Source organism: Nonomuraea sp. CA-141351 (assembly GCF_050944675.1).
Classification (GTDB): Bacteria; Actinomycetota; Actinomycetes; order Streptosporangiales; family Streptosporangiaceae; genus Nonomuraea.
This window is the reverse complement of the sequence record NZ_CP191982.1, coordinates 1,381,633-1,401,587: the sequence shown is the minus strand read 5'-3', so window position 1 is coordinate 1,401,587 and position 19,955 is coordinate 1,381,633. Positions and strand designations below refer to the sequence as shown.

Genomic DNA, 19,955 nt, shown 5'->3' with positions numbered 1-19,955 from the left:
GGTCCAAAGAGTATTCGTCTTTGGGACCTCCGCGGGTAATCCGGGGTTAGTCTTGCGTTCCCGCATCGGCCGCTTCCACCCCGGATCGGGGCGCGGCCAGCCAGCATGTCAGGCTCTCCCAGCCGAAAAGCGCCCACAGGTAGAGCGCGAGCAGCACGTAGCCGGCGGTCAGCCAGCCGGAGAGGGCGATCAGCGAGATCGCCATCATCCGCCCGTCCCAGCCGAGGCCGAACGTGGCCAGCCACGGCGGCGGGTATACGCGCTGCCGCAGCCGATAAACAAGATCATAGTGGTGGAACGCCAGCGCGCCGAGCAGCAGGAAGATCAGCACGGGGTGCAGCCCGTGCGCGAACCCGCACGCCGCGACGAAGCTGTACTCGATGAGCCGCAGGATCGGCGGCACGAGCCAGTCGAACCTGCCGTCGTGCGCGTGCGTGCTCCCCGGCCCGGCCAGCAGCAGCGTCACCGCGGGCGCGAACACCGCGAGCCCGTCCGTGCCCGCCACGCCCAGCAGCAGCAGCACCCCGGTGACGAACGTGCCCGCGATCACCGGCGGGAGCGGCGGGAGCTGGCCGGCCACGAGCAGGCCCATGGCACGCGAGAGGGGGCCGTCGTCGCGGTAGACCGCGACCGTGCCGCGGGGGACGGGTGTCATGTGGGTCGATGTCATCGTGCCGACCTCGCGATCCGCCCGCCGAGCTGGTAGAGGGCCGCCACGCCGCCCCAGCAGAGCAGGGACAGGAACGTGACCCTGGCGTTCCAGATGGTGGCGGTGATCGCGATCAGCGCCGTCCGCTCGCCGATGGGCAGCACGATTATCTTCTTGAGCCAGCGGGCGACCGTGTCACGCTCCATCCGCTGGGCGAACCGGAGCACGCCCTTGGCGCGCCCGCCGTCGGCCGACTCCAGCAGGGAGCGCGCGGGACGCCCCCACAGCCCGCCGACGCGGGCCACGTCGGCGACGGCCCCCGCGTACGCGAAGTCGACGGAGTGCCGGACGACCTGGAGGATCATGGCGGCCACGGCGAGGTGCCAGATTTCGTCGCCGCCGAAGCCGAAGGCCAGGCCGACGTAGACGGCGTATTCCTTCAGCCTGTCGGCCATGCCGTCGGCCCAGGCACCGAGCGGCGAGAACGTGCGTGTGTAGCGGGCGAGCTGCCCGTCGAGGCAGTCGAGCGCGAACGACAGGTAGAGCAGCAGCGCCCCCACCAGCCGGCCGCCCTGCGTGCCCGCCGAGAACCAGACGGCGGCCAGCCCGGCCAGGCCGATCGAGGCGCCGGTGACGGTGTTGGGGGCGACCTTGAGCAGGACTGCGGGCCTGATCAGGTGGCGCGTCCAGGTGGAGACGAGGAAGGTGGCGAAGAAGCCGTCATCCTCCTTGATCGAGAGGTCGAGCCTGACCCTGGCCTCGTCCACCTCGGCCAGCCTGGTGACGGCGGTGTCGGCGGCGTTCTGGCCGGCCACCCGGTCGGCGTGCAGCGGCCCGAGCGCGGCCGCCCGCACCTCCACCCCGGACCTGACCAGTCCGACCAGCAGCAGGTCGACCGCCTCGACGGGGGTGACCGGCCCCAGCTTGCCCGTGTCGGCCAGCTCGGCCAGCTCCTCCGCGATGTCGGCCAGCGAGGCCAGGTCGGCCTCGCCCGCCTGCAGCACGCCCCTGAAGGTGGCGTTCGCCTCGGGGACGACGTGGAACGAGCTGCCCGCGGCGACGATCTTGTGGCCTTCCACGCGTACGGGCGGCCGCATGGGCGCCGAGGTCGCGTCGTAGGAGACCAGGGCCGCGGTGTCGCCGGCGGGGTGGTCGAGCAGCAGCGCCAGCGCCTCGGTGTGCGCCACCAGGTCGGCGGGGAGAACCGCCACGACGCCCGCGGAGATGCGGGCGATCTTGGCGATGCCCCGGAGGTCGGCACCGAGGCCGCCACCCGGGCTCACCACCTGGATCTCGCGGACGGGCAGCGTGGCGAGCTGGTCCGTGACGCGGTCGAGCAGTGTGCCGTCGGCACAGGAGAGCTTGCATGCCGGGGTCGTGGCGAGCAGGACGACCGATGTGGCCGTGGTCTCGCGGGTCAATGAGTCGGGCAAAGCGCAGGTCTCCTCCCGGTCGCACGGGAGCCGCGTGGCTTGGGGGTGCGTAGCCACAGCGTAGCGACCGGTCAAGGCGATATCACGGAACGAGACCGTTACTCTGCCGGTAAAAGTGGCGCCCGGCGGGAAGGCGTGACGGCGAGGGGCGCGGGCTTGTCCGGGGTCAAGGCTTTCCGGGTGTTAACGCCTCCCTTCGGGGGCTGGAGCCTCAGAAGGGCCGCGCGACTCGGCCGACGCCGCCGAACAGTGAAGTGGTGCGGGGCGAGCCGTCATCCTCCGGGCGCCAGTCGCACGGGCGCACCAGACCGGGTTCGACGAGCTCGTAGCCGTCGAATATGTGGTGGATTTCCTTCTCGTTCCTGAGCACGAGGGGCACCGTCGCACCGGCGAACCCGGCATACCACCCCTCCTGCTCCTTCTCCGACATCCCGTCGGTGGTCAGGTGGGAGATCGCCACGTACGACCCCGGGGCCTGCCGTTCGCGGAAGGCCGCCACGATCCGGGCGGGGTCCTCGGCCGGGGTGACGAAGTGGAACACCGCGACGAACAGCACCGCCATCGGCCGGCTGAAGTCGAGGAACCCGTTGACCTCGGCATTGTCCAGGATGGTCTCGGGCCGGCGCATGTCCGCGGTGACGATCCTGGTGGAGTCGTCGGCCAGCAACGCCCTGCCGTGCACGGCGACGATCGGATCGATGTCGACGTAGACGACCCGCGAATGGGGGTCGGCCTCCTTGGCGATCTGGTGGGTGTTACGGGCGGTCGGCAGCCCCGAGCCGACATCGAGGAACTGGCGGATGCCGCACTCCCTCGACAGGTATCGCACCGCGCGTCCGAGAAACCGGCGATTCTCCAGAGCGGTGGAGCGCACCCGGTGTTCGCCGATCATGTCGTACAGCTTCGCGTTGGCCGCCCTGTCGACCTCGAAGTGATCCTTGCCGCCCAGCGCCTCGTCGTACATGCGCGCGGCTGTGGGTACACCGAGCGGGATGTTCGGGCTGCTTTCGGTCATGCGATCTCCTTGGCGCGTCCGCACAGATCCAAGATCACGATAGCAAACCGGGCGGCCCGCGCTGGGCCTTCTCCGGCCGGCCTGGCTTACGCTGCCGATATGGATTCACGGTTGCGGTCGGTCGGGGTGCTGCTCGCGGGCGGCGTGGGGCAGCGGATCGGGCTGAGCAAGCCCAAGCAGCTCATCGAGATCGCGGGAAAGACGATCATCGAGCACTCGCTGGCGGTGTTCCAGGACGCGCCGGAGATCGACGAGATCGTGGTGCTGATGACGCCCGGCTACGCCGACCGGATACGCGAGATCGTGGCCAAGGGCGGATACGACAAGGTCAGCAAGGTCGTGGACGGGGGCGCGAGCCGTACCGAGAGCACGTGGCTGGCTCTCCAGGCGCTGGGCACCGAGGAGTGCGACGTGCTGCTGCACGACGCCGTACGCCCCCTCCTGGAGCCCCGGATCATCACCGAGTGCGTCAAGGCGCTGGAGACACATCGGGCTGTCAACGTGGCCATCCCCAGCTCCGACACGGTCCTGGTCGCCGTTCCCGGGCCCGGGGGCGAGGTGATCGGCGAGGTGCTGGACAGGTCGGTGCTGCGGCGCAGCCAGACGCCGCAGTGCTTCCGGCTCTCGGTGATCCGCGAGGCGTACGAGCGGGCACTCGCCGACCCCGGCTTCGCCGCCCGCCCGGCCACCGACGACTGCGGCGTGGTGCTGCGTTACCTGCCCGACGTGCCGATCCACCTCGTGCCGGGCAGCGAGCACAATATCAAGGTCACGCATCCCACCGACCTGCGGATCGCCGAGCTGCTCTTCCAGCTCGCCTCAACTCCGTCAATCTCCGACTTGCCCTGATACGTCGCAGACGTTCGCGTGGACGGCGCTTGACCCGCGGATTGTTACCGTGCGATCACATGAGGAGACTCATCGCGATCGCGACCCTGCTCGCCAGCTACCCCGCGCTGCTGGTGTCGGCCCTCTGGCCGGCGCCGGCGGTGTTCGGAGCGGTCGCCGTGCTCTCCTACGTCCTGGAGTACGTCGCCCCACGCGCCACCAGGCCCCTGCCCGAGCTGCTCGCCAGGGTGCACCTGGGCGTCACGCTGCGCTTCGTGGCCAGGGAGACCATGGCGCTGCTGCTGGTGGCGCGGACCGCGGGAGTGGACTCGCCGTGGTTCGTGGCGCTGGCGGCCGGGATGTTCGTGATTCACGTGGTGCGCGCCGGGCACACCGGGCTGGCCCTGCGGCTCAAGGGGACGCTCAGCAGGATGCCGGTGACCACCCGCAACCTCGACGTCTCGGCGCTGCGCATCCCGAAGATGCCGCCCCCGTCCCTGCGCGACAGCCGCAGCGTCCGCTTCCTCTACCTGGACGCTCTCCCGGTGCTCGGCGCCGCCGCCGGCGCCGAGCCCGCCGCGATCGGGGCCGCCCTGGCGCTCGTACTGGGCGCCGCGGGGGCGCTCACGCTCATCCCGTACGTGCGGCGCGCCACCCCGCTCACCGACAAGGCCAAGGTCCTGGCGGTCGTCGGCGAGCAGGTCGAGAGGTACCGTCCCGAGGTCATCCTGTACTTCTCCGGCGCCACCGCGGCCGCCTACCAGGCCAGGATGTGGCTGCCCACGCTCGAGCGCATCAGCCGGCGCGCCATCGTCGTGCTGCGCGAGCGCGGCATGGCCAGCCACCTCGACCCCACCACGCTGCCGATCCTGTGCATCCCGTCGTCGGCCGACCTGATGAGCTTCCGCGCCCTGTCCAGCGCCAAGCTCTGCCTGTACGTCTCCAACGTCGGCAGGAACGTCCACATGCTGCGCATCCCGAACCTGCGCAGCGCGTTCCTCAACCACGGCGACAGCGACAAGGAGGCCTCGTTCAACCCGTTCTCCCGGGTGTACGACGAGGTGTGGGTGGCCGGGCCCGCGGGCCGCGACCGCTACCGCCGGGCCAGGGTGGGCGTCAGGGACGAGAACGTCCACGAGGTCGGCCGGCCGCAGCTGGAAGGCATCTCGACGCGGGGACCGGGGCTGCCGTACCGCACCGTCCTGTACGCCCCCACCTGGGAGGGCTGGAACGACGACCTGTTCCACACGTCGCTGATCACCATGGGCCCGCGCATCGTACGGGCGCTGCTCGACCACCGGCCACGGCTGCGCGTGATCTACAAGCCGCACCCGCTGACCGGCCATCGCGACAGGAGCGCGACCCGCGCGCACAAGAAGATCGTTGCCATGGTCGAGGCGGCCGAGCTGGCGAAGTCGAAGGCCAGGCACCCGTCGCAGGCGTCCGGGGAGACACCGCGGATCGAGCATCTCATCGTCACGGGACCCGAGCCGCACCTGTACGACTGCTTCAACCAGTGCGACCTGATGATCACCGACATCTCCAGCGTCGTGGCCGACTTCCTGGCCAGCGAGAAGCCGTACGCGGTGACGAACGTCGCGGGCCTGCCCGAGCAGGCCTTCCACGAGCGCTATCCGAGCACCGAGGCGGGCGTGCTGCTCGGGACGGACCTGGCCGGGCTCGCGGACTTCCTCGACGGGGAGGACACGCTGGCCCGGGCCAGAGTCAAACTGAGGAGCTATCTGCTCGGGCCGGAGTATCCGGACGCCCTGGCCCGTTTCGACGCCGCCGTGGAGCGCGTGTTCGCGCAGTCATGAGCCCATGTCATGAGCCCGGGGGCCTGGCCAGCTTCTTCGGGCTCGTGAGGAAGCCCCAGCCCCAGGAGCAGTGCATGGTGGCGTACACGATGGGCAGCCGCAGCCGCGCTCCCGCCGGCAGCCCGCCGCCGGTCAGCGCCGAGCCCGCCGCTATGGCGACCACGTAGCCCCCCGGAACGATGAGCGACCAGGGGAAGAACGGCGAGACGATCAGACCCAGCAGCATGGCCAGCACCGCGGCGGGCGGCGCGAGGTAGCGCAGGTTGATCGTGCCCTCGTGGGTACGTGAGACCACCCGCCGCCACCGGCCGTAGTGGAAGTACTGCTTGGCCAGCGCCTTGACGTTGGGCCGGGGCCGGTAGGAGACCCGCATGCGGGGCTGGAACCAGACCAGGCCGCCGCTCTGGCGGATGCGGTGGTTCATCTCCCAGTCCTGGGCGCGCTGGAAGTGCTCGTCGTAGCCGCCCACCCGGTCGAGCGCCGAGCGGCGGAAGACGCCGAGGTAGACGGTGTCGGCGGGGCCGGCGGTGCCGCCCACGTGGAAGGCGGCGGCGCCCACGCCGATCTTGGAGGTCATGGCGCAGGCGACGGCCTGCTCGAACGGCGTGATGCCCTCGGCCGCCATGATGCCGCCGACGTTGTCGGCGCCCGTCTCCTCCAGCGTCTCGACCGCGACGCGCAGGTAGTCGGATGGCAGCATGGCGTGGCCGTCGACCCTGGCGATGATGCCGTTACGCGAGGCGCCGATGGCGGCGTTGAGCGCGTTGGGGGTGCGGCCGGTCGGGTTGGGCACCACGGTCACCCGGGGATCGGCCGCCGCGATGGAGTCGGCGACCTCCTGGGTGCGGTCATGGGACGGACCCACGGCGAGCACGACTTCGATCTCACCTGGGTAGCTCTGGGCGAGGACCTGGTCAACGGCCTCGCGAAGGTGCCGCTCCTCGTTGAGGACCGGCATGACGACGGAAATGGGGGGCCAGGCGCGCGTTTCCGCGGGGGCCTGCGGCGAGTCGGGGAACTGCTTCATGGCGGGGCTCACGCTACTGTACGACCAGGGGAGGAGGGCAATCGAAAGCCCGATCCTCCGGGTGACCAGAGGGGGGCGCGGCATGCGCGAAGGGGGAGGGCAGGTAACGGGCGAGGAGGACGCCGGGGTGCTCGTGGGCGGCGACGCCTACGGCGGCGTCAAACTCCCGCCCACCCGCCCCCGCAGGCCGATCAAGAGCGCCAAGGCCCGCCGGCGCAACGTGCTCGTGGCCGGTTTTCTGTCCTCCGGGATCCTGGTCACCACCGGTGTGGTGTGGGCGACCCCGCGGCAGATCGGCACCGTCGACGCGGGCGTGTCCCCGCCGTCGGCCCACGGCGCCGAGAACATCCTGATGGTCGGCATCGACAAGCGCGACGACCTCACCCGCCAGCAGCAGAACCAGCTCAAGCTGGGCCGCGAGGCCGGCCAGCGCACCGACACCATGATGGTCATCCACCTGTCGGAGGACCACAAGCGGGTCACCGTGGTCAGCCTGCCGCGCGACACCTGGACGACGATCCCCGGCAAGGGCGACCACAAGATCAATTCGGCGTACCAGTTCGGCGGGCCCAAGCTCACCAAGCAGACCGTCGAGGCCGCCACCGGGCTCCAGATCAACCGCTACATCGAGGTGAACATCCTCGGCTTCATCGACGTCGTCGACTCCCTCGGCGGTGTCACCGTCTGCACGCCGGTGCCGATCAACGACCCCAAGACCGGGCTCAACCTGCCCGCGGGCACCCACCAGCTTCAAGGCGTGCAGGCCCTCGGCTACGCCCGCACCCGCGCCACCGCACGCTCCGACCTCGACCGCATCGACCGGCAGCAGCAGGTCATCTCCGCCCTGCTCAACCGGGCGCTCAGCGCCGACACGCTGGCCAACCCGGGCAAGCTGGCCGCGTTCGTCAACTCCACGCTGAGCACGGTCAAGGTCGATCCCGACGACGGGCTGCTCGGCCTGGCGACACAGCTCAGAGACGTCTCGCTCGCAGACGTGAAGTTCGCCGACGTGCCGCTGTCCAACGTCGACTTCAGGGCGCCCACGGGCGAGTCGGCGGTGCTGTGGGACAAGCAGGCCGCCCGCGACATGTTCTCCAGGATCAACGCGGACCAGGATCTGGCCAAGCCCGCCGCCCCTTCGCCGTCCCCGAAGCCGACGAACACCGGCATCCCGCCGCAGCGCATCACGCTCAAGGTCAAGAACGGCACGCTCATCACGGGCCTCGGCGCCCGTAGCAAGGCGGCGCTGGTCGCGTACGGGTTCAAGGTCCCCGGCGCGCCGGGTAACACGACCAAGAAGGACTACAAGAAGACGATCATCCGTTACAGCGCGGACCGCGAGGACTGGGCGAAGGTCGTTGCCGCCGCCATCCCGGGGGCGGAGCTGAACAAGGCGGACGTCCAGGGCGTCGAGGTGATCCTCGGCAGCGACCAGCCAAAAATCGCGAAACCGAAGGCGACTTCCATACCATCCCCCAAGCCGAGTGTTACAAGTACGACAAAGACGGCAATGGAAAACATATGTAAGCAATAACTATAACGATCGGCGTTTCGGGCAGGTGAGGCCCATGGTGGTCAGATCGTGGCGCGAGGACCCCTGTACGGTGCTACACGTAGTCGGCGACCTCGATGTGGCAGGGGCGCCCCGGTTGCGAGCAGAGCTCGAACTGGCCATCGCGGCCACCGATCCGCTCAACCTCGTCGTCGACCTGACCGAGGTCCCTTTCTGCGACTCCGTGGGCCTCGGCGTACTGGTCGCCACGCTCAACCACGTCCACCGCGTGAAGGGCCGCCTGATCCTCGTGCTCGCCCCCGGAATGATCCGCCACCTGCTGACGATCACCAACCTCGACCGGCACTTCGAGACGCGCGATTCCCTCGGAGAGGCCCGCTCGGCCTTCGGCAGCGCGGCCTGACCTTCAGCGGGGCGGCCCGGCCGATCCGATCTGTGCGAGAACATGGTCATGTCATCGTGGGCACACCTCGCACGGCCGCGTGAAGTCGTGGGAGCGCCCCCTCAGGTGCGGAGGCTTTCACGTTGTTCGACCAGTTCCCCGAGCCAGGGCGCTCTCAGCTCGCGGCCGCCTTCGACGAGGGCAGGACCCGTCCTGAGTGGTGCTTTGTGGAAGGGCAGGCGCGCCTCGCGTTCTGGGCGCCCTTCGCCGGCTCTGAGCCGGTGATCATCTGGCAGTTCGATCCGGGCCCCGACCCGGCCGCCGCGGCCGAGCTGCTGCGCAGCAGCCTGCGGACGATGAGGCTGAGCAAGATAATCCACGACATCTCACTCAAGCCGGGCCTCAACCCTGTCGTCGATCGCGCCGTCGAGCACGAGGCCCTGAGCCTGGCCGGGTTCGCCATGGAGGTCGAGCGGCTCGTGCTCGAATGGGTGGCGGGCAGCGACATCCCGACCGATCCCGGCCGCCTGACGTACCGCCCTGCGCGCCGCATGGACCAGGCCGAGGTGATCGACATCCTCATCCGCATCTCGGACGGCTCGCTCGACTACGACACGCAGATCGAGGTGGCCACGGCGGGCGCCGAGCGGGAAGCCCGATGGATGTACGACGACCTGATGAACCGGAAGGCCAAGCCTGACTGGTTCGTCATCGGCTACCTGGGCGACTCCCCCGTCGGCCTGGTGGCCCCCGACGACCACTCGATCGCCTACATCGGCGTCGTGCCCGAGCACCGTGGCCACGGCTACGTCAACGACCTCCTGGCCAGGGGCACCCGCACGCTCGCCGAGGCCGGTCTGCAGCGCATCGTCGCGGCCACGGACGTCGCCAACGTTCCCACGGCCGACGCGTTCCTGCGTGCTGAATACGCGGAGGTCGGCCGGTTGTTCCGCTACTACTGGAGGGCATCGTGAGACTTGGAGTCATGTTCGACCGGGATCTGCCACCCGAGCAGCTGATCCCGTTCGCCAGGGCGCTCGACGGGACGTCCGTCGACGATCTCTGGGTGGTGGAGGACCTCGGATGGACCGGCGGCATCTCGGCGGCCGCCACCGCGCTCGCCGTCACCTCCCGGCTGCGCGTCGGCATCGGCATCACGCCCGCTCCCCTGCGTAACCCGATGCTGCTGGCCATGGAGCTGGCCAACCTGGCCAGGGTGCATCCCGGGCGGCTGGCCGCCGGGATCGGGCACGGCGTGGGCGACTGGATGCGCCAGGTGGGCGCCGCTCCACCGTCGCCCCTGGCCCTCCTGGAGGAGACCATCACGGCCGTACGCGCGCTGCTGCGCGGCGAGACGGTCACCCTGCACGGGAAGTCCGTCCATCTGGACGGGGTGTCTCTGGTGCATCCGCCGGCCGTGCCGCCGCCCGTGCTGGCGGGGGTGAAGGGGCCACGCTCGCTTGGGCTGTCGGGCCGGGTCGCCCAGGGCACGATCGTGCCGGAGGGCGTCGGGCCCGCGCAACTGCCCGGGATCCTGGACCAGATCGGGAGTGAATCCGATCACGAGCTCGTGGTCTTCACGTTCCTGCACACTGGGGCCGACTTCGAGGAGGTCACGCGTCCGATGGTGGAGGGGCAGGCGGGCTTCCTCGGGGTCGCGCCCGAGGAGGTGGTGATGGCCGTGGGCTCTCCTGAGGCGGCGGCCGAGCAGGTCAAGGCGCTGTGGGCGGCCGGGGCCGGCACGGTGGCGGTCCGGCCGCTCGGCTCTGACCCACTCCAGCACGTCACGGCGCTGCTCTCGGCCCTCTGAGCTCGTTCGCCCGGACAAACCGCCTGCGGCCCGCCAATGGCCGAATGGTCGATGGCGGGCGACCGGTGTTCGGTCGGATGGTCGATGGCGAGCCGCGGGTGCTCGGCCACGATCTTCCCCCATGAGACGAATCGTGGCAGCACTCGCGGTCGCGCTGGCGGCGACGGGATGCGGAGTGGACCTGGAGGCGGAGGAGGTCCGCTCCGCCCGGTCGTTCCCCTTGAGCGGCACCACCCTGAAGATCAGCTCCTCGCTGGGCGGCGTGCGCGTCCTCCCGGGCACCGCCGGCCGGGTCGAGGTCGAGCGGTGGGTGCGCGGCAAGGCCGCCGACGACGGCAACGCCACCTGGTCCCTGCGCGACGGCACCCTCCGCCTGAGCGCCGACTGCAACATGATCCTCGGCGACTGCGGCGCCCGCTACCACGTCAAGGTCCCGCCCGGCGTGCGGTTGTCGATCGACGCGGCGGACGGTGTCATCCTGAACGGCCTCACCCAGGACGTGGACGTGTCCAGCCGGGACCGCATCCAGGTGACGGGCACGACGGGAAGGCTGCGGCTGCTGAGCGAGGGCCCGATCACCGGCGACGGGCTGAAGTCGCCGGACGTCAGGTGCCGGACGTCGGACGGCGCGATCGACGTGTCGTTCGCCAGTCCGCCCACCGCCCTCGACCTGCGCTCACAAGAGGGCAGGGTGACCGCCACCGTGCCCAGGGCCGCCTACGCGATAAGTGCCCACAGCAAGGAGGGCACCGAACGTTCCGAGCTCAAGCACGACGCCAAGAGCGCCAGCACCATCACCGCGCGCAGCACCTCGGGAGACGTCCGGATCCTGCTGGCCAAGTAGCGCCGGCCGCCCTACTGCCAGATCGCGGCGTAACGTCCGTTCTCGGCGTTCACCTGAACGGGGGCCAGCCCCTTCCTCTTGAGGTCGTCGAACCGCTTCTGGTAGCCGGAGGAGGTCATGTCGATGTAGTGGGCCCAGGATTTGACGCCGTCGTCGCGCCACACCGCCGTGTACGTGCCGTCGGGCGCCACGGCCACCTTGACCGGCCGGAACCCCTGCTTCTTCTTGGCGTAGAAGGCGGCCTCGTGCTGCTCCCTGGTCTTGCCGTAGGTGTAGTACCAGGCCCCGCCCGTGTTGACCGTCCACACGCCCACGTACCGCAGGTCGTCCGGGGTGCCGTACACGTCGACGGAGGTCAGCGCGAGCCCCTGGCCGGCGGCCTGCTTGTTGGCGGCGCCGAACTGGTCGGGGGTGAGGTCGGACTTGGCGAGGAACTTCCCGCGCCTCTTCTCGAAGACGGCGGTGAACACCGGCGAGTCGCCCGGCCCGGTGGCGGAGACGGAAATCGGCTGCGCCCCCTCCCGCGACTCCTGGTCGAACCGCTGCTGGAACGCCTCGGCCGACATGTCCTGCCAGATGCCCCAGTTGGACGGCGACCCGCCCTTAACCCAAACGGCCGCATATCGCTCACCGTCGGAAACGTTTACCGTAATCGGGCGAAAGCCCTGATCCTTGAGCTGACGGACCCGCTCCACGCTCTGGGCGGCCGTGAGGCCGTGATAGGCGACCCAGGCCGGACGCGCCTGCGCGTCGGCCGCGGGCGCCACCACCGCCATCGGAGCGGCTACTCCGATCAGCAAGGCGACGGTCTTCGTCGTGGCCCGCATGACCCTCCCATACAGAATCGCTTTGCTCGTTCGTGAGGATGAGGATCGACCCTAACAGCCGTGGCCGCTCGTTCGCTGGGAGCTCATCGAGCGTGCGGCAAGTGTCCTTTCTGCGGCAAATACGAGGTCACTCAGGCACAAGAGCCGGGGGCGGCTCGCCGTCCCCGGCTCTTGTGCCTCAGCCTCAGCCCACCTTCTCGAACGGCGTCGGGGTCTGGCCCGTCCAGCGGTAGAGCTGCGCGTGGCTGGTGTACTTGCTGACGCCGTTCTCCGTGACCGTCCCCGACTTGGAGACGTAGTAGCGGCCTCCGCCCAGCGAGATCAGGCCGTACTCACCGGTGAACTCCCATCCCCTGACGCCGGAGGCGTCGTGCTGGAGCCCGCCGGGCGCCAGCGTGAGCAGCCGGCCCCGCTCGGGCTGCGGCTGCCCGACGATGTCCCCCTCGCTCGGCCGCGCGCCACCGTCCACCATGAAGAAGGAGTAGTTGGGGAACTGCGGCTTCTTGCCCTTGTAGACGGCCATCATCCAGTTGCCGGTGTGCTCGTCCCACTCGAGGTTCTGCACGCCGTACGTGGTGTTGCCGGTATAGGCGAAGTACTTGCCGTCCGTGTGCTCGGGGCCGCTCTTGTGCGGGTCGCTCTCGGTGAGCGGCTTCTCGTACTTCTTCCATTGCTGGATGTCGTACTGGAGGACGACCTGGTAGTCGTTGTCCTGCCTGCCGACGTTCGAGTAGATGCCGTACGCGACGGTGAGCAGCTGCTTGCCGTGCTTCTTGCCGAACTCCGGGCCGAAGGACACACCGTCGATGCCGCTGCACCCGTACCGGTGATCGGCCGTCTCGGCGACGTTCCCGTCGAACTTGCCGTCCCCGTTCATGTCAGCGGTGTAGTCGGCGACGACCTCCTTGAGGTAGACCGTCTTGACCACGTCGGTGGTCTGGGCGTCCATGTTCGGGCTGGTGATGCGGTCGACGTCGAAGATCGCGATGTAGAACGACTCCTGCTCCTTGTACTCCAGGGAGCCGTACACGCGGCCGTCTTTGGCGTTGAAGTCGAGATCGCCGAGGTGCCCGGTGAAGCCCGTCACCGACCCGATGAGGTTGCCCTTGAGGTCGGTCTTGACCAGGACGTTGGTGAACGAGAAGTACATGTACCCCTTGCGCTGGTCGATGGCGATGCCCTGGACGTGCCCTTCGGTCCAGGCGCCCCCGTAGATGTCGGCCGGCAGCTCCTGGGGGCGGTTGTCGGCGGCGGCCGGAACGGCTAGCAAGGCGAGCGAGGCGGTGGCGGCCACGGCTAGCGTCAGGACTTTGCGCATGTTGCGGTACCCGTCTTCAGTTAAGGAACAGACCGAAACCAGACGTTATACCGGCCAGATGCCGTTGTCTGACATATGCATGAACTCGCAGTGAAGTACCCCAAACTGCCCATCCAGCTCCTTACGGCCGATACAGCCGCTCGAGCCCGACCAGAGCCACACGAGGGTCATCACCGGCAGCCGCGCCCAACTCATCGCTGAATCCGGACCCTCCATAGCAGGTGAGCACGGTGTCGCGCGTGTCGTATCCCTTCTGTCCCAGCAGCTCGCGCGCCCTCGCCAGCCGCTTCAAGTGGTGGCGACTCATCACCTCCCCCCACTTGGCCTCACCGAGCGACAAGATCCGCCGCGGCCGCCCCGGCTCCTGCGCGGCCAGCACCACCACGTCCACCTCGATCTGACTCCTGTTGGCCGGATCGGGCACGACACCCGCTCCGATCTCGGCCGGGAAATCACCGAAAACGGAGTCCCCGGCCTCCAGCGCGAAATCACGGCACAGCGTCTCGAAGTGCGGCCCGACCACCTGGGCGAGAAACGTCTGCCTGACGGCCTGCCATACGGTTTCGGCCCGGTGGATCTCCAGCTCTGACCAGCGACGCCGCATGATCGCCTCATAGAATGTGATCAACGGCTCCACGATGCGGTAGCGGGCCCGCCCCGAGCGGAACAGGTCCGGCTCCCGCCTGACCAGGGCACAGTCTTCCAGCACCGTGAGCGGATGCGTGATCTGATCGGACCTGCGCCCCACATAGTTGGCGATCCCCCCATTGGTGGAGTTCCCGCTCGCAATCGCTGCCAGCACTGAGTGATAGAGCGCCGGATCGCGAATGTCCGACTCTTCCGCAAGCAGATACCGCGCCTCGCGAAAAAGCGGCATCTGTGGATTGAGTACGGTGCGGACAACCCAGGAATCGAAGTCGTCGAGACTCTTGGGCACGTCACCCTGCGTGAACTCGTACCTGTAGGCAGGCGTGCCACCGACGATCGCGTGCACCTGTACGGCCAGCCGAGGATCCATGATCCCCCAGAACTCCGCCGCGTCCCGATAGCGAAACGGATGAATCATGAGTTCCAGACCAGCCCGTCCGCGCAGTGGCGCGGACCCGGAAAGAAGCCTGCCCATCACGGACATGGCCGATCCACAGAGAATCAGCCGTGCGGCGCTCTCCTGCCCGCTTCCGCCAGGCCCGAGCTCTCGCTGAATGATCGACGGCAGCGCGGGCGAGGCTCTGAACAGGAACGGAAACTCGTCGATGATCAGCGGCACCGCCCGGCCGCGAAAGGTGCGGAACATGTAAGGGATGGCGTCGTTCCAGTCCCGGAAAGGCAGCTCCACAACCTGCCGGGTGAATCGTGTGAGAGCTTCAGTGAAGAACCGCAGCGATTCGGCCTCCGTCGCCTCGGTGGCAGCGAAATACAGTCCATCGGTCGCTTCCGCCAGGGCCTGCAGCAGGAAGCTCTTCCCTTGCCGACGTCGCCCGCTGACAACCCCGAGCGTCGCGCCGGGCATTGCGACCGCTCGGTGTCGCGGTGCTACGAAGTTTGCCAGGCCCTGCCACTCCCTCACGCGGTCGAAGACGCGCTCCGGCTTCCGGATCAAGACCCCTCCAACTGTGACGACTCTACAGAAGTATGCCTCTCAGAAGTACAGTTCTGTGATTTGCGCCACTCACTGGGGCTACCCGCATTCGGCCGGTCGCTCCGTCACGGAACCTCAGGTGCCTGGTGCGTCAGCGGCGACCAGTTCGACCTCGAACCCGTCCTTGTCCTCCAGATAGGCGGCATAGTGCTGCTCCCCGCCGGCATGAGGGTGACGGTCCGGGAACATCAACGTCCAGCCGTTCGCGGGCGCCTGGTCGACCAGGGCATCGACCATGGTGCGGCTCTCCACATGGAAGGCCAGATGGTTCAGACCGGGCCGGCGTCGGTCGTGCCGGTCGGCGCTGAGCGCGGGCGACTGCTCCAGGACCAGGTACGTGACCCCGAGCCGCCAGCTACGGCCGTGACTCCAATCCTGGAAGACGGTGTAGCCGAGGGCCTCCAGCAGCCATTGCCAGCTCGCGACGGCTCGTGGCAGGTCGGGCACCCAGATCTCGACGTGGTGCAACATTCCAGTGGTGGGCTCGCCGCTCACGCCTTGCCTCCATCCTGTCGTTGACCGAATGCCAACGATCACGGCGATGATGCCGCGAGTCACCGAAGGGCCGCTAATCCTGAGGAAGGGTCATCGAGTCGGCGTCATCTCGTGACGGGGCGTTTCTGCGGCGGAGGTAGTGCAGGAGATCGAGCTCGCTGCCGATGCCGAGCTGGGCCCGGCTGTGCCGCAGCGTCTCTGATACCCGCATCCCTCGATGATGACGCGGGAGCAGTGGGTCAGAGCGCGCAGCAGATTGACACGAATCCAGTGGCCGGATGCGGACACCGTCGATCGCCAACCTCGGAATGGCCGCAATCGTCCCATTGATGTCACGTTCCATCTCTAGCTCTTTGGAGCCCATAGTGCTCAAGCGTCTACTCGCGGCGACAGGCGTCGCGGTCGTGGTCCTACCGTCGGCCTCTACGTCCGCTCAGGCCGCGACCCCGGTCGTTCAGATCGTCAAGGTCTACTACGACTCGCCGGGGTCCGACCGGGGCGGCAACGTCTCCCTCAATGGCGAATATGCGGTGCTGCGCAACACGTCCAAGAAAGCCATCCAGCTCGAGAAGTGGATCCTGCGGGACGAGACCGGTTACAAGTACAGATTCCCGAGATTCACCCTCAAGCCGGGCAAGTCGGTGACTGTGCGCTCGGGTCAGGGGGCCGACAGCACAACCACCTTGCATTGGGGACGTAAGTGGTACGTCTGGAACAACGACGGGGACTCGGCCAGCCTCTATCGAGGCAGTGACCTCAAGAAGATCGACACCTGCACTTGGGGACGCGGGGGAATCTCCACCCTCTGCCAGTAGCCCGGCAGAGCGCTGAACACCACTCCCACGGGATCAGGCGCTTTGATGACGACCCACCTGGGATGACTTTCAGCGCCCCTCTGAGCTTCTTCTTTATCCGTACAGTCGGGCGCCGCCAACTCGGTCCCGAGGCAATGCCCGTCAGCCTGTGGGGGCGCCGACCTGGTTGCCCTCGAGCACGGAGCGCAGCTTCGCGAGGGCCTGCGCGGCGGCCGCTACCGCGGAACGGTCGAGGGTGCCTCCGATCAGCTCGGCCAGTGCTTCAGTGAAGGTCTCCTCCGCCGCGTTGACGAGCTGCGAGCCGTCGTCGGTCAGAGCCAGCAGTGAGGACCGGCGGTCGGATGGGTTCGGCTGCCGGACGGCCCATCCCTGCTTCTCCAGACGGTCGGCGCTCTTACTGGTCGCCCCGATGCCGATGGCGAACTCGGCGGCAAGGTCAGCCACGCGGGACCCGGGGTGGTCGCGCAGGTAACGCAGGGCCTCGAATTGCGAAGTGACGATCCCGTGCCGTTCACGGAGACGGTCATTGAGGGCGTTGTACAGACGCGTCTCGCATCGGACCAGGTCGGCGAAGAAGCTCGGGAGGTCGAACGTGTCGCCGCTCAAACTAGATGCCATAGCATATAGTGTAGTGGAAGATACTTCCTAGGAGAGCATACGTGAGCAAGGAACAGCGCGCCCAGGTCGACGCGATGATGCGGCAGCCGCGTCCCGAGGGCCCCCGGTCGGTCGAGGCGATCCGAACCGGCTTCAAGGCGCTGATGGCCCAGATGATCGTGCCCGACAGCATCAGCACCACGCAGACAACGCTCGGCAACCGACCTGCGCTGCATGTCGAGCCGGACAACGGGCCGCGCGCCGGGACGATCCTGTACTTCCACGGCGGCAGCTGGGTGTTCGGCTCCCCCGAGACCGCCCTGCCGCTGACGGGCCACCTCGTGGCCAAGACCGGCTTCGAGGCGTACTCGCTGGATTACCGGCTTGCCCCCGAACACCCGTTCCCGGCCGCGATCGAAGACACACTGGACGCCTACCGCGCCCTCCTCGACAGCGGCCAGGACGCTTCGACCATCGCGTTCGCCGGGGACTCCGCCGGCGGCGGCCTCACCGTCACCACCTGCCTCGCCGCCCGCGACGCGGGCCTCCCCCTGCCCGCCGCCATCGTGGCGTTCTCCCCGGGCCTGGACGCCACCCGAACGGGCAAGAGCATGGACACCAAGGAAGGCATCGACCCGATCTTCACCCGCACGGCCGTTGAACACACCGGAGCCATGTACCTCGCCGGAGCCGACCCGCACCAGCCCCTGCTCAGCCCGGCCATCCTTGCCGACCTGACCGGCTTTCCCCCGCTGCTGATCCAGGTGGGCACCAACGAGATCCTGCTGGACGACTCCACGCGCCTGGCCGCACGTGCGAGAGAGGCCGGAGTGGACGTCATCCTGGACGTCACCGCCGACGTGCCACACGTGTTCCAGGTGTTCACCGGTGTCCTGGACGAGGCAGACGAGGCACTGGACCGCGCGGCCCTCTTCCTCAGCCAGCGCATCCACGCCGGGGGCACAGCGCACACGTCAGCAGGGTAGGGCCGACCCCAACCTCACTCGGGCTACGACCTCCACCCCGGGCCTTGCTCGCCATTCCCTTCCAGGCCGTCGGCCCGGGGCCTGTGCGGCTGCAAGAAGGGACTTCCGGCGGATCGTCACGACAGGTGGAGGTCGTCAGAGCAACGCGGCGAGATCCGCCGGTCGCGAGAACATCGGCCAGTGGCCGGTCGGCAACTCGACAAAGGTCCATTCGGGCGTGCCGAGCGGGGCGAACGCCGGGTTCCCTGAAGCGATCAGCTCGCGGATCATCGCCGTCGGCATCGTCGAGGCGACCATGGTCTTCGGCGTCGCCGGGATCTGCTGCGGCCGCAGCACCGACTGGGTGACCGCGCCCCACGGCTGCGGCGTCGCCTTCGCGCGGATCTGCGCCCAATACTCCTCGGTCAGTCCCGCGAACTTCCCCTCCCCCCGCTCGAAGGAGGGCACGTCGAGCGCATAACCGTCCCCGACCTGAGCGCGCCAAGCCTTCTGAGTGTCCTCGTCATTGAAGTCGATCACCGCCACACCGGACGGCAGCGGCGCGGTGTCGACGTAGACGACCCGGCTGAGCCGCTCGGGATGCCGGTCGGCGACCGCGGTCACCGGGACACTCGCCCCGCTGTGCCCGACCAGGACAACCTCCTCCCATCCGTCCATCGCCGCGAGGATGTCGACGACATGGGTCTCTACGCCGACCTCCGGCGACAGCTCCCCAGCCCTCTCCGCCAGCCCCGTCAGGGTGACCGCCCGCACCTGGTGTCCGGCGGCGCGCAGCTTCTGCGCCACCTGGTCCCAAGCCCAGGCGCCGAGCCAGAAGCCGGGAACCAGCACGTAGTTCGCCATCTCATCGTCCTTCCAGTGAGCCGATGTCGCTACGCTAAAGCCGATAGCGGACAGAAACCGCCCGGATTAAGTGGGTGACCTATGTCATATCCGGCGACCCGGATGCTGGCGATGCTCGAACTGCTCCAGGCGCACCACGGACTGGGCGGCCGCGACCTGGCGCAGCGGCTCGGTGTGGACGAGCGGACCGTCCGGCGCTACGCCGCCCGACTCGCCGAACTGGGCATCCCGGTCGCAGCCGAGCGTGGCCGCTACGGCGGCTACCAACTGATGCCCGGCTACAAGCTGCCACCGCTGATGCTCACCGACGACGAGGCCACCGCCGTGGTTCTCGGCCTGCTCGCCGGACGCCGCCTGGGCCTTGCCGCCGAGGCCACCGAAGCCGCCCTGGCCAAGATCCGGCGGGTGCTGCCGGCCACGCTGCGAGAACAGGTCGGCGCGCTGGAGGAGACCTTGGACTTCACTCTCGCCGAACGTGCGGCGCCAACGCCCGCGAGCCGGGCCGTGCTGACCCTGGCCGCCGCGATCCGCGACCGCCGCCGGGTCACACTGCGCTACCGCTCCTGGAAAGGCGCGCAGACCGAACGCGAGCTGGACGGCCACGGCCTGGTCTTCCACTCCGGCCGCTGGTACGTGACCGGCCACGACCACCGGTCCGGCGAGATCCGCACCTTCCGCCTCGACCGGATCTCCTCCGTCGTGCCAGGGACGGCTTCCTATGAGATCCCCGAGGAGTCCGACCCGGTGCGGCAGGTCACCGCGTCGCTGGCCCAGGTACCGTATGCGCACATTGTCGAGGTCATTCTGCACGCTCCCCTCGCCGAGGCGTCCCGCCGCATCCCGCCGTCGGTGGCCACACTCACCGAAACACCGGACGGGGTCCTCCTGCGGACGCGTGCCGAGTCTCTGGACGGCATGGCCGCCATGCTCGCCGGGCTCGGCTTCCCGTTCACGATCTTGTCGCCGCAGGAACTACGCACTGCCGTCCGGCGCCTGGCCGAGTGCCTGCTGGAACAGACATTGGAATGAACACTCCCTGCGACGGCCGCCGGGAAGCTGACGGATACACGAAAACCCGGGACCGTACGCGCTCAGTCCCGGGTTTCTGCAGGTCATA

The 19,955-nt window shown here is 68.6% G+C and carries 21 protein-coding genes; 10 read left to right on the top strand and 11 right to left on the bottom strand.

The window, feature by feature from the left end; genetic code table 11:
* Positions 1-46: 46 nt before the first annotated feature.
* The 3 genes from ACQPWU_RS07205 to ACQPWU_RS07195 all read right to left on the bottom strand — a co-directional run bounded on the left by ACQPWU_RS07205 (position 47) and on the right by ACQPWU_RS07195 (position 3,097).
* Positions 47-670: a DUF5941 domain-containing protein gene (locus ACQPWU_RS07205; RefSeq protein WP_433437838.1), complete on the bottom strand. Its 624-nt coding sequence runs from the start codon at positions 668-670 to the stop codon at positions 47-49.
* Complete coding sequence (locus ACQPWU_RS07200; protein ID WP_433437836.1) at positions 667-2,082, bottom strand: CDP-alcohol phosphatidyltransferase family protein; 1,416 nt, start codon at positions 2,080-2,082, stop codon at positions 667-669. The genes ACQPWU_RS07205 and ACQPWU_RS07200 overlap by 4 nt, the downstream gene beginning before the upstream one ends.
* A gap of 211 nt (positions 2,083-2,293) precedes the next feature.
* A complete protein-coding gene (locus tag ACQPWU_RS07195) occupies positions 2,294-3,097 on the bottom strand; it encodes an SAM-dependent methyltransferase (protein WP_433437834.1) in 804 nt (267 codons plus the stop codon).
* A 99-nt stretch (positions 3,098-3,196) separates the two neighbouring features.
* Here ACQPWU_RS07195 and ACQPWU_RS07190 point away from each other — a divergent pair, with 99 nt between their 5' ends.
* Together ACQPWU_RS07190 and ACQPWU_RS07185 are read left to right on the top strand one after the other, a co-directional pair.
* Complete coding sequence (locus ACQPWU_RS07190; protein ID WP_433437832.1) at positions 3,197-3,946, top strand: IspD/TarI family cytidylyltransferase; 750 nt, start codon at positions 3,197-3,199, stop codon at positions 3,944-3,946.
* Positions 3,947-4,005: 59 nt separating this feature from the next.
* Positions 4,006-5,742 carry a CDP-glycerol glycerophosphotransferase family protein gene (locus ACQPWU_RS07185; protein ID WP_433437831.1) on the top strand — a complete coding sequence of 579 codons (1,737 nt, stop codon included), beginning with the start codon at positions 4,006-4,008 and terminating at the stop codon, positions 5,740-5,742.
* A gap of 7 nt (positions 5,743-5,749) precedes the next feature.
* Here the strand turns inward: ACQPWU_RS07185 and ACQPWU_RS07180 are convergent, their stop codons facing one another.
* The gene (locus tag ACQPWU_RS07180) at positions 5,750-6,769 is read right to left on the bottom strand and encodes a glycosyltransferase family 2 protein (protein ID WP_433437829.1); all 1,020 of its coding nucleotides are present in this window, start codon (positions 6,767-6,769) and stop codon (positions 5,750-5,752) included.
* 82 nt (positions 6,770-6,851) lie between these two features.
* On the opposite strand from ACQPWU_RS07180, the gene ACQPWU_RS07175 reads away from it, so the two are divergent.
* From ACQPWU_RS07175 to ACQPWU_RS07155, 5 genes are all read left to right on the top strand, one after another.
* Complete coding sequence (locus tag ACQPWU_RS07175) at positions 6,852-8,303, top strand: LCP family protein (protein WP_433437827.1); 1,452 nt, start codon at positions 6,852-6,854, stop codon at positions 8,301-8,303.
* Between the two features lie 34 nt (positions 8,304-8,337).
* Positions 8,338-8,685 carry an STAS domain-containing protein gene (locus ACQPWU_RS07170; RefSeq protein ID WP_433437826.1) on the top strand — a complete coding sequence of 116 codons (348 nt, stop codon included), beginning with the start codon at positions 8,338-8,340 and terminating at the stop codon, positions 8,683-8,685.
* 122 nt (positions 8,686-8,807) lie between these two features.
* On the top strand, positions 8,808-9,638 hold the full coding sequence (locus ACQPWU_RS07165) for a GNAT family N-acetyltransferase (RefSeq protein ID WP_433437824.1): 831 nt from the start codon (positions 8,808-8,810) through the stop codon (positions 9,636-9,638).
* Positions 9,635-10,474, top strand: coding sequence for an LLM class flavin-dependent oxidoreductase (locus ACQPWU_RS07160; RefSeq protein ID WP_433437823.1), 840 nt, complete (start codon positions 9,635-9,637; stop codon positions 10,472-10,474). Before ACQPWU_RS07165 ends, ACQPWU_RS07160 begins: the two co-directional genes overlap by 4 nt.
* 121 nt (positions 10,475-10,595) lie before the next feature.
* On the top strand, positions 10,596-11,318 hold the full coding sequence (locus ACQPWU_RS07155) for a hypothetical protein (protein ID WP_433437821.1): 723 nt from the start codon (positions 10,596-10,598) through the stop codon (positions 11,316-11,318).
* Between the two features lie 11 nt (positions 11,319-11,329).
* On the opposite strand, the gene ACQPWU_RS07150 is transcribed toward ACQPWU_RS07155, so the two are convergent.
* The 5 genes from ACQPWU_RS07150 to ACQPWU_RS07130 form a co-directional block, all read right to left on the bottom strand.
* A complete protein-coding gene (locus ACQPWU_RS07150) occupies positions 11,330-12,145 on the bottom strand; it encodes a hypothetical protein (RefSeq protein ID WP_433437820.1) in 816 nt (271 codons plus the stop codon).
* Between the two features lie 184 nt (positions 12,146-12,329).
* Entirely contained in the window at positions 12,330-13,463 is a 1,134-nt protein-coding gene (locus ACQPWU_RS07145; protein ID WP_433437818.1) for a hypothetical protein, read from the bottom strand.
* A gap of 121 nt (positions 13,464-13,584) precedes the next feature.
* Positions 13,585-15,063, bottom strand: coding sequence for an ATP-binding protein (locus ACQPWU_RS07140; RefSeq protein WP_433437817.1), 1,479 nt, complete (start codon positions 15,061-15,063; stop codon positions 13,585-13,587).
* Positions 15,064-15,177: 114 nt separating this feature from the next.
* On the bottom strand, positions 15,178-15,597 hold the full coding sequence (locus ACQPWU_RS07135) for a VOC family protein (protein ID WP_433437815.1): 420 nt from the start codon (positions 15,595-15,597) through the stop codon (positions 15,178-15,180).
* A 73-nt stretch (positions 15,598-15,670) separates the two neighbouring features.
* Positions 15,671-15,808 carry a hypothetical protein gene (locus ACQPWU_RS07130; protein WP_433437814.1) on the bottom strand — a complete coding sequence of 46 codons (138 nt, stop codon included), beginning with the start codon at positions 15,806-15,808 and terminating at the stop codon, positions 15,671-15,673.
* A 154-nt stretch (positions 15,809-15,962) separates the two neighbouring features.
* Between ACQPWU_RS07130 and ACQPWU_RS07125 the strand changes: the two genes are divergently transcribed.
* Positions 15,963-16,412 carry a lamin tail domain-containing protein gene (locus ACQPWU_RS07125; RefSeq protein WP_433437813.1) on the top strand — a complete coding sequence of 150 codons (450 nt, stop codon included), beginning with the start codon at positions 15,963-15,965 and terminating at the stop codon, positions 16,410-16,412.
* A 141-nt stretch (positions 16,413-16,553) separates the two neighbouring features.
* Here ACQPWU_RS07125 and ACQPWU_RS07120 read toward each other — a convergent pair whose 3' ends face one another.
* Positions 16,554-17,030 carry a MarR family winged helix-turn-helix transcriptional regulator gene (locus ACQPWU_RS07120; protein WP_433437812.1) on the bottom strand — a complete coding sequence of 159 codons (477 nt, stop codon included), beginning with the start codon at positions 17,028-17,030 and terminating at the stop codon, positions 16,554-16,556.
* 41 nt (positions 17,031-17,071) lie between these two features.
* Between ACQPWU_RS07120 and ACQPWU_RS07115 the strand changes: the two genes are divergently transcribed.
* Complete coding sequence (locus tag ACQPWU_RS07115; RefSeq protein WP_433437811.1) at positions 17,072-17,995, top strand: alpha/beta hydrolase; 924 nt, start codon at positions 17,072-17,074, stop codon at positions 17,993-17,995.
* A gap of 135 nt (positions 17,996-18,130) precedes the next feature.
* Here ACQPWU_RS07115 and ACQPWU_RS07110 read toward each other — a convergent pair whose 3' ends face one another.
* On the bottom strand, positions 18,131-18,838 hold the full coding sequence (locus tag ACQPWU_RS07110; RefSeq protein WP_433437809.1) for an alpha/beta fold hydrolase: 708 nt from the start codon (positions 18,836-18,838) through the stop codon (positions 18,131-18,133).
* 81 nt (positions 18,839-18,919) lie between these two features.
* Between ACQPWU_RS07110 and ACQPWU_RS07105 the strand changes: the two genes are divergently transcribed.
* Positions 18,920-19,867, top strand: a complete 948-nt coding sequence (locus ACQPWU_RS07105) for a helix-turn-helix transcriptional regulator (protein ID WP_433437807.1) — start codon at positions 18,920-18,922, stop codon at positions 19,865-19,867.
* Positions 19,868-19,955 lie beyond the last annotated feature (88 nt).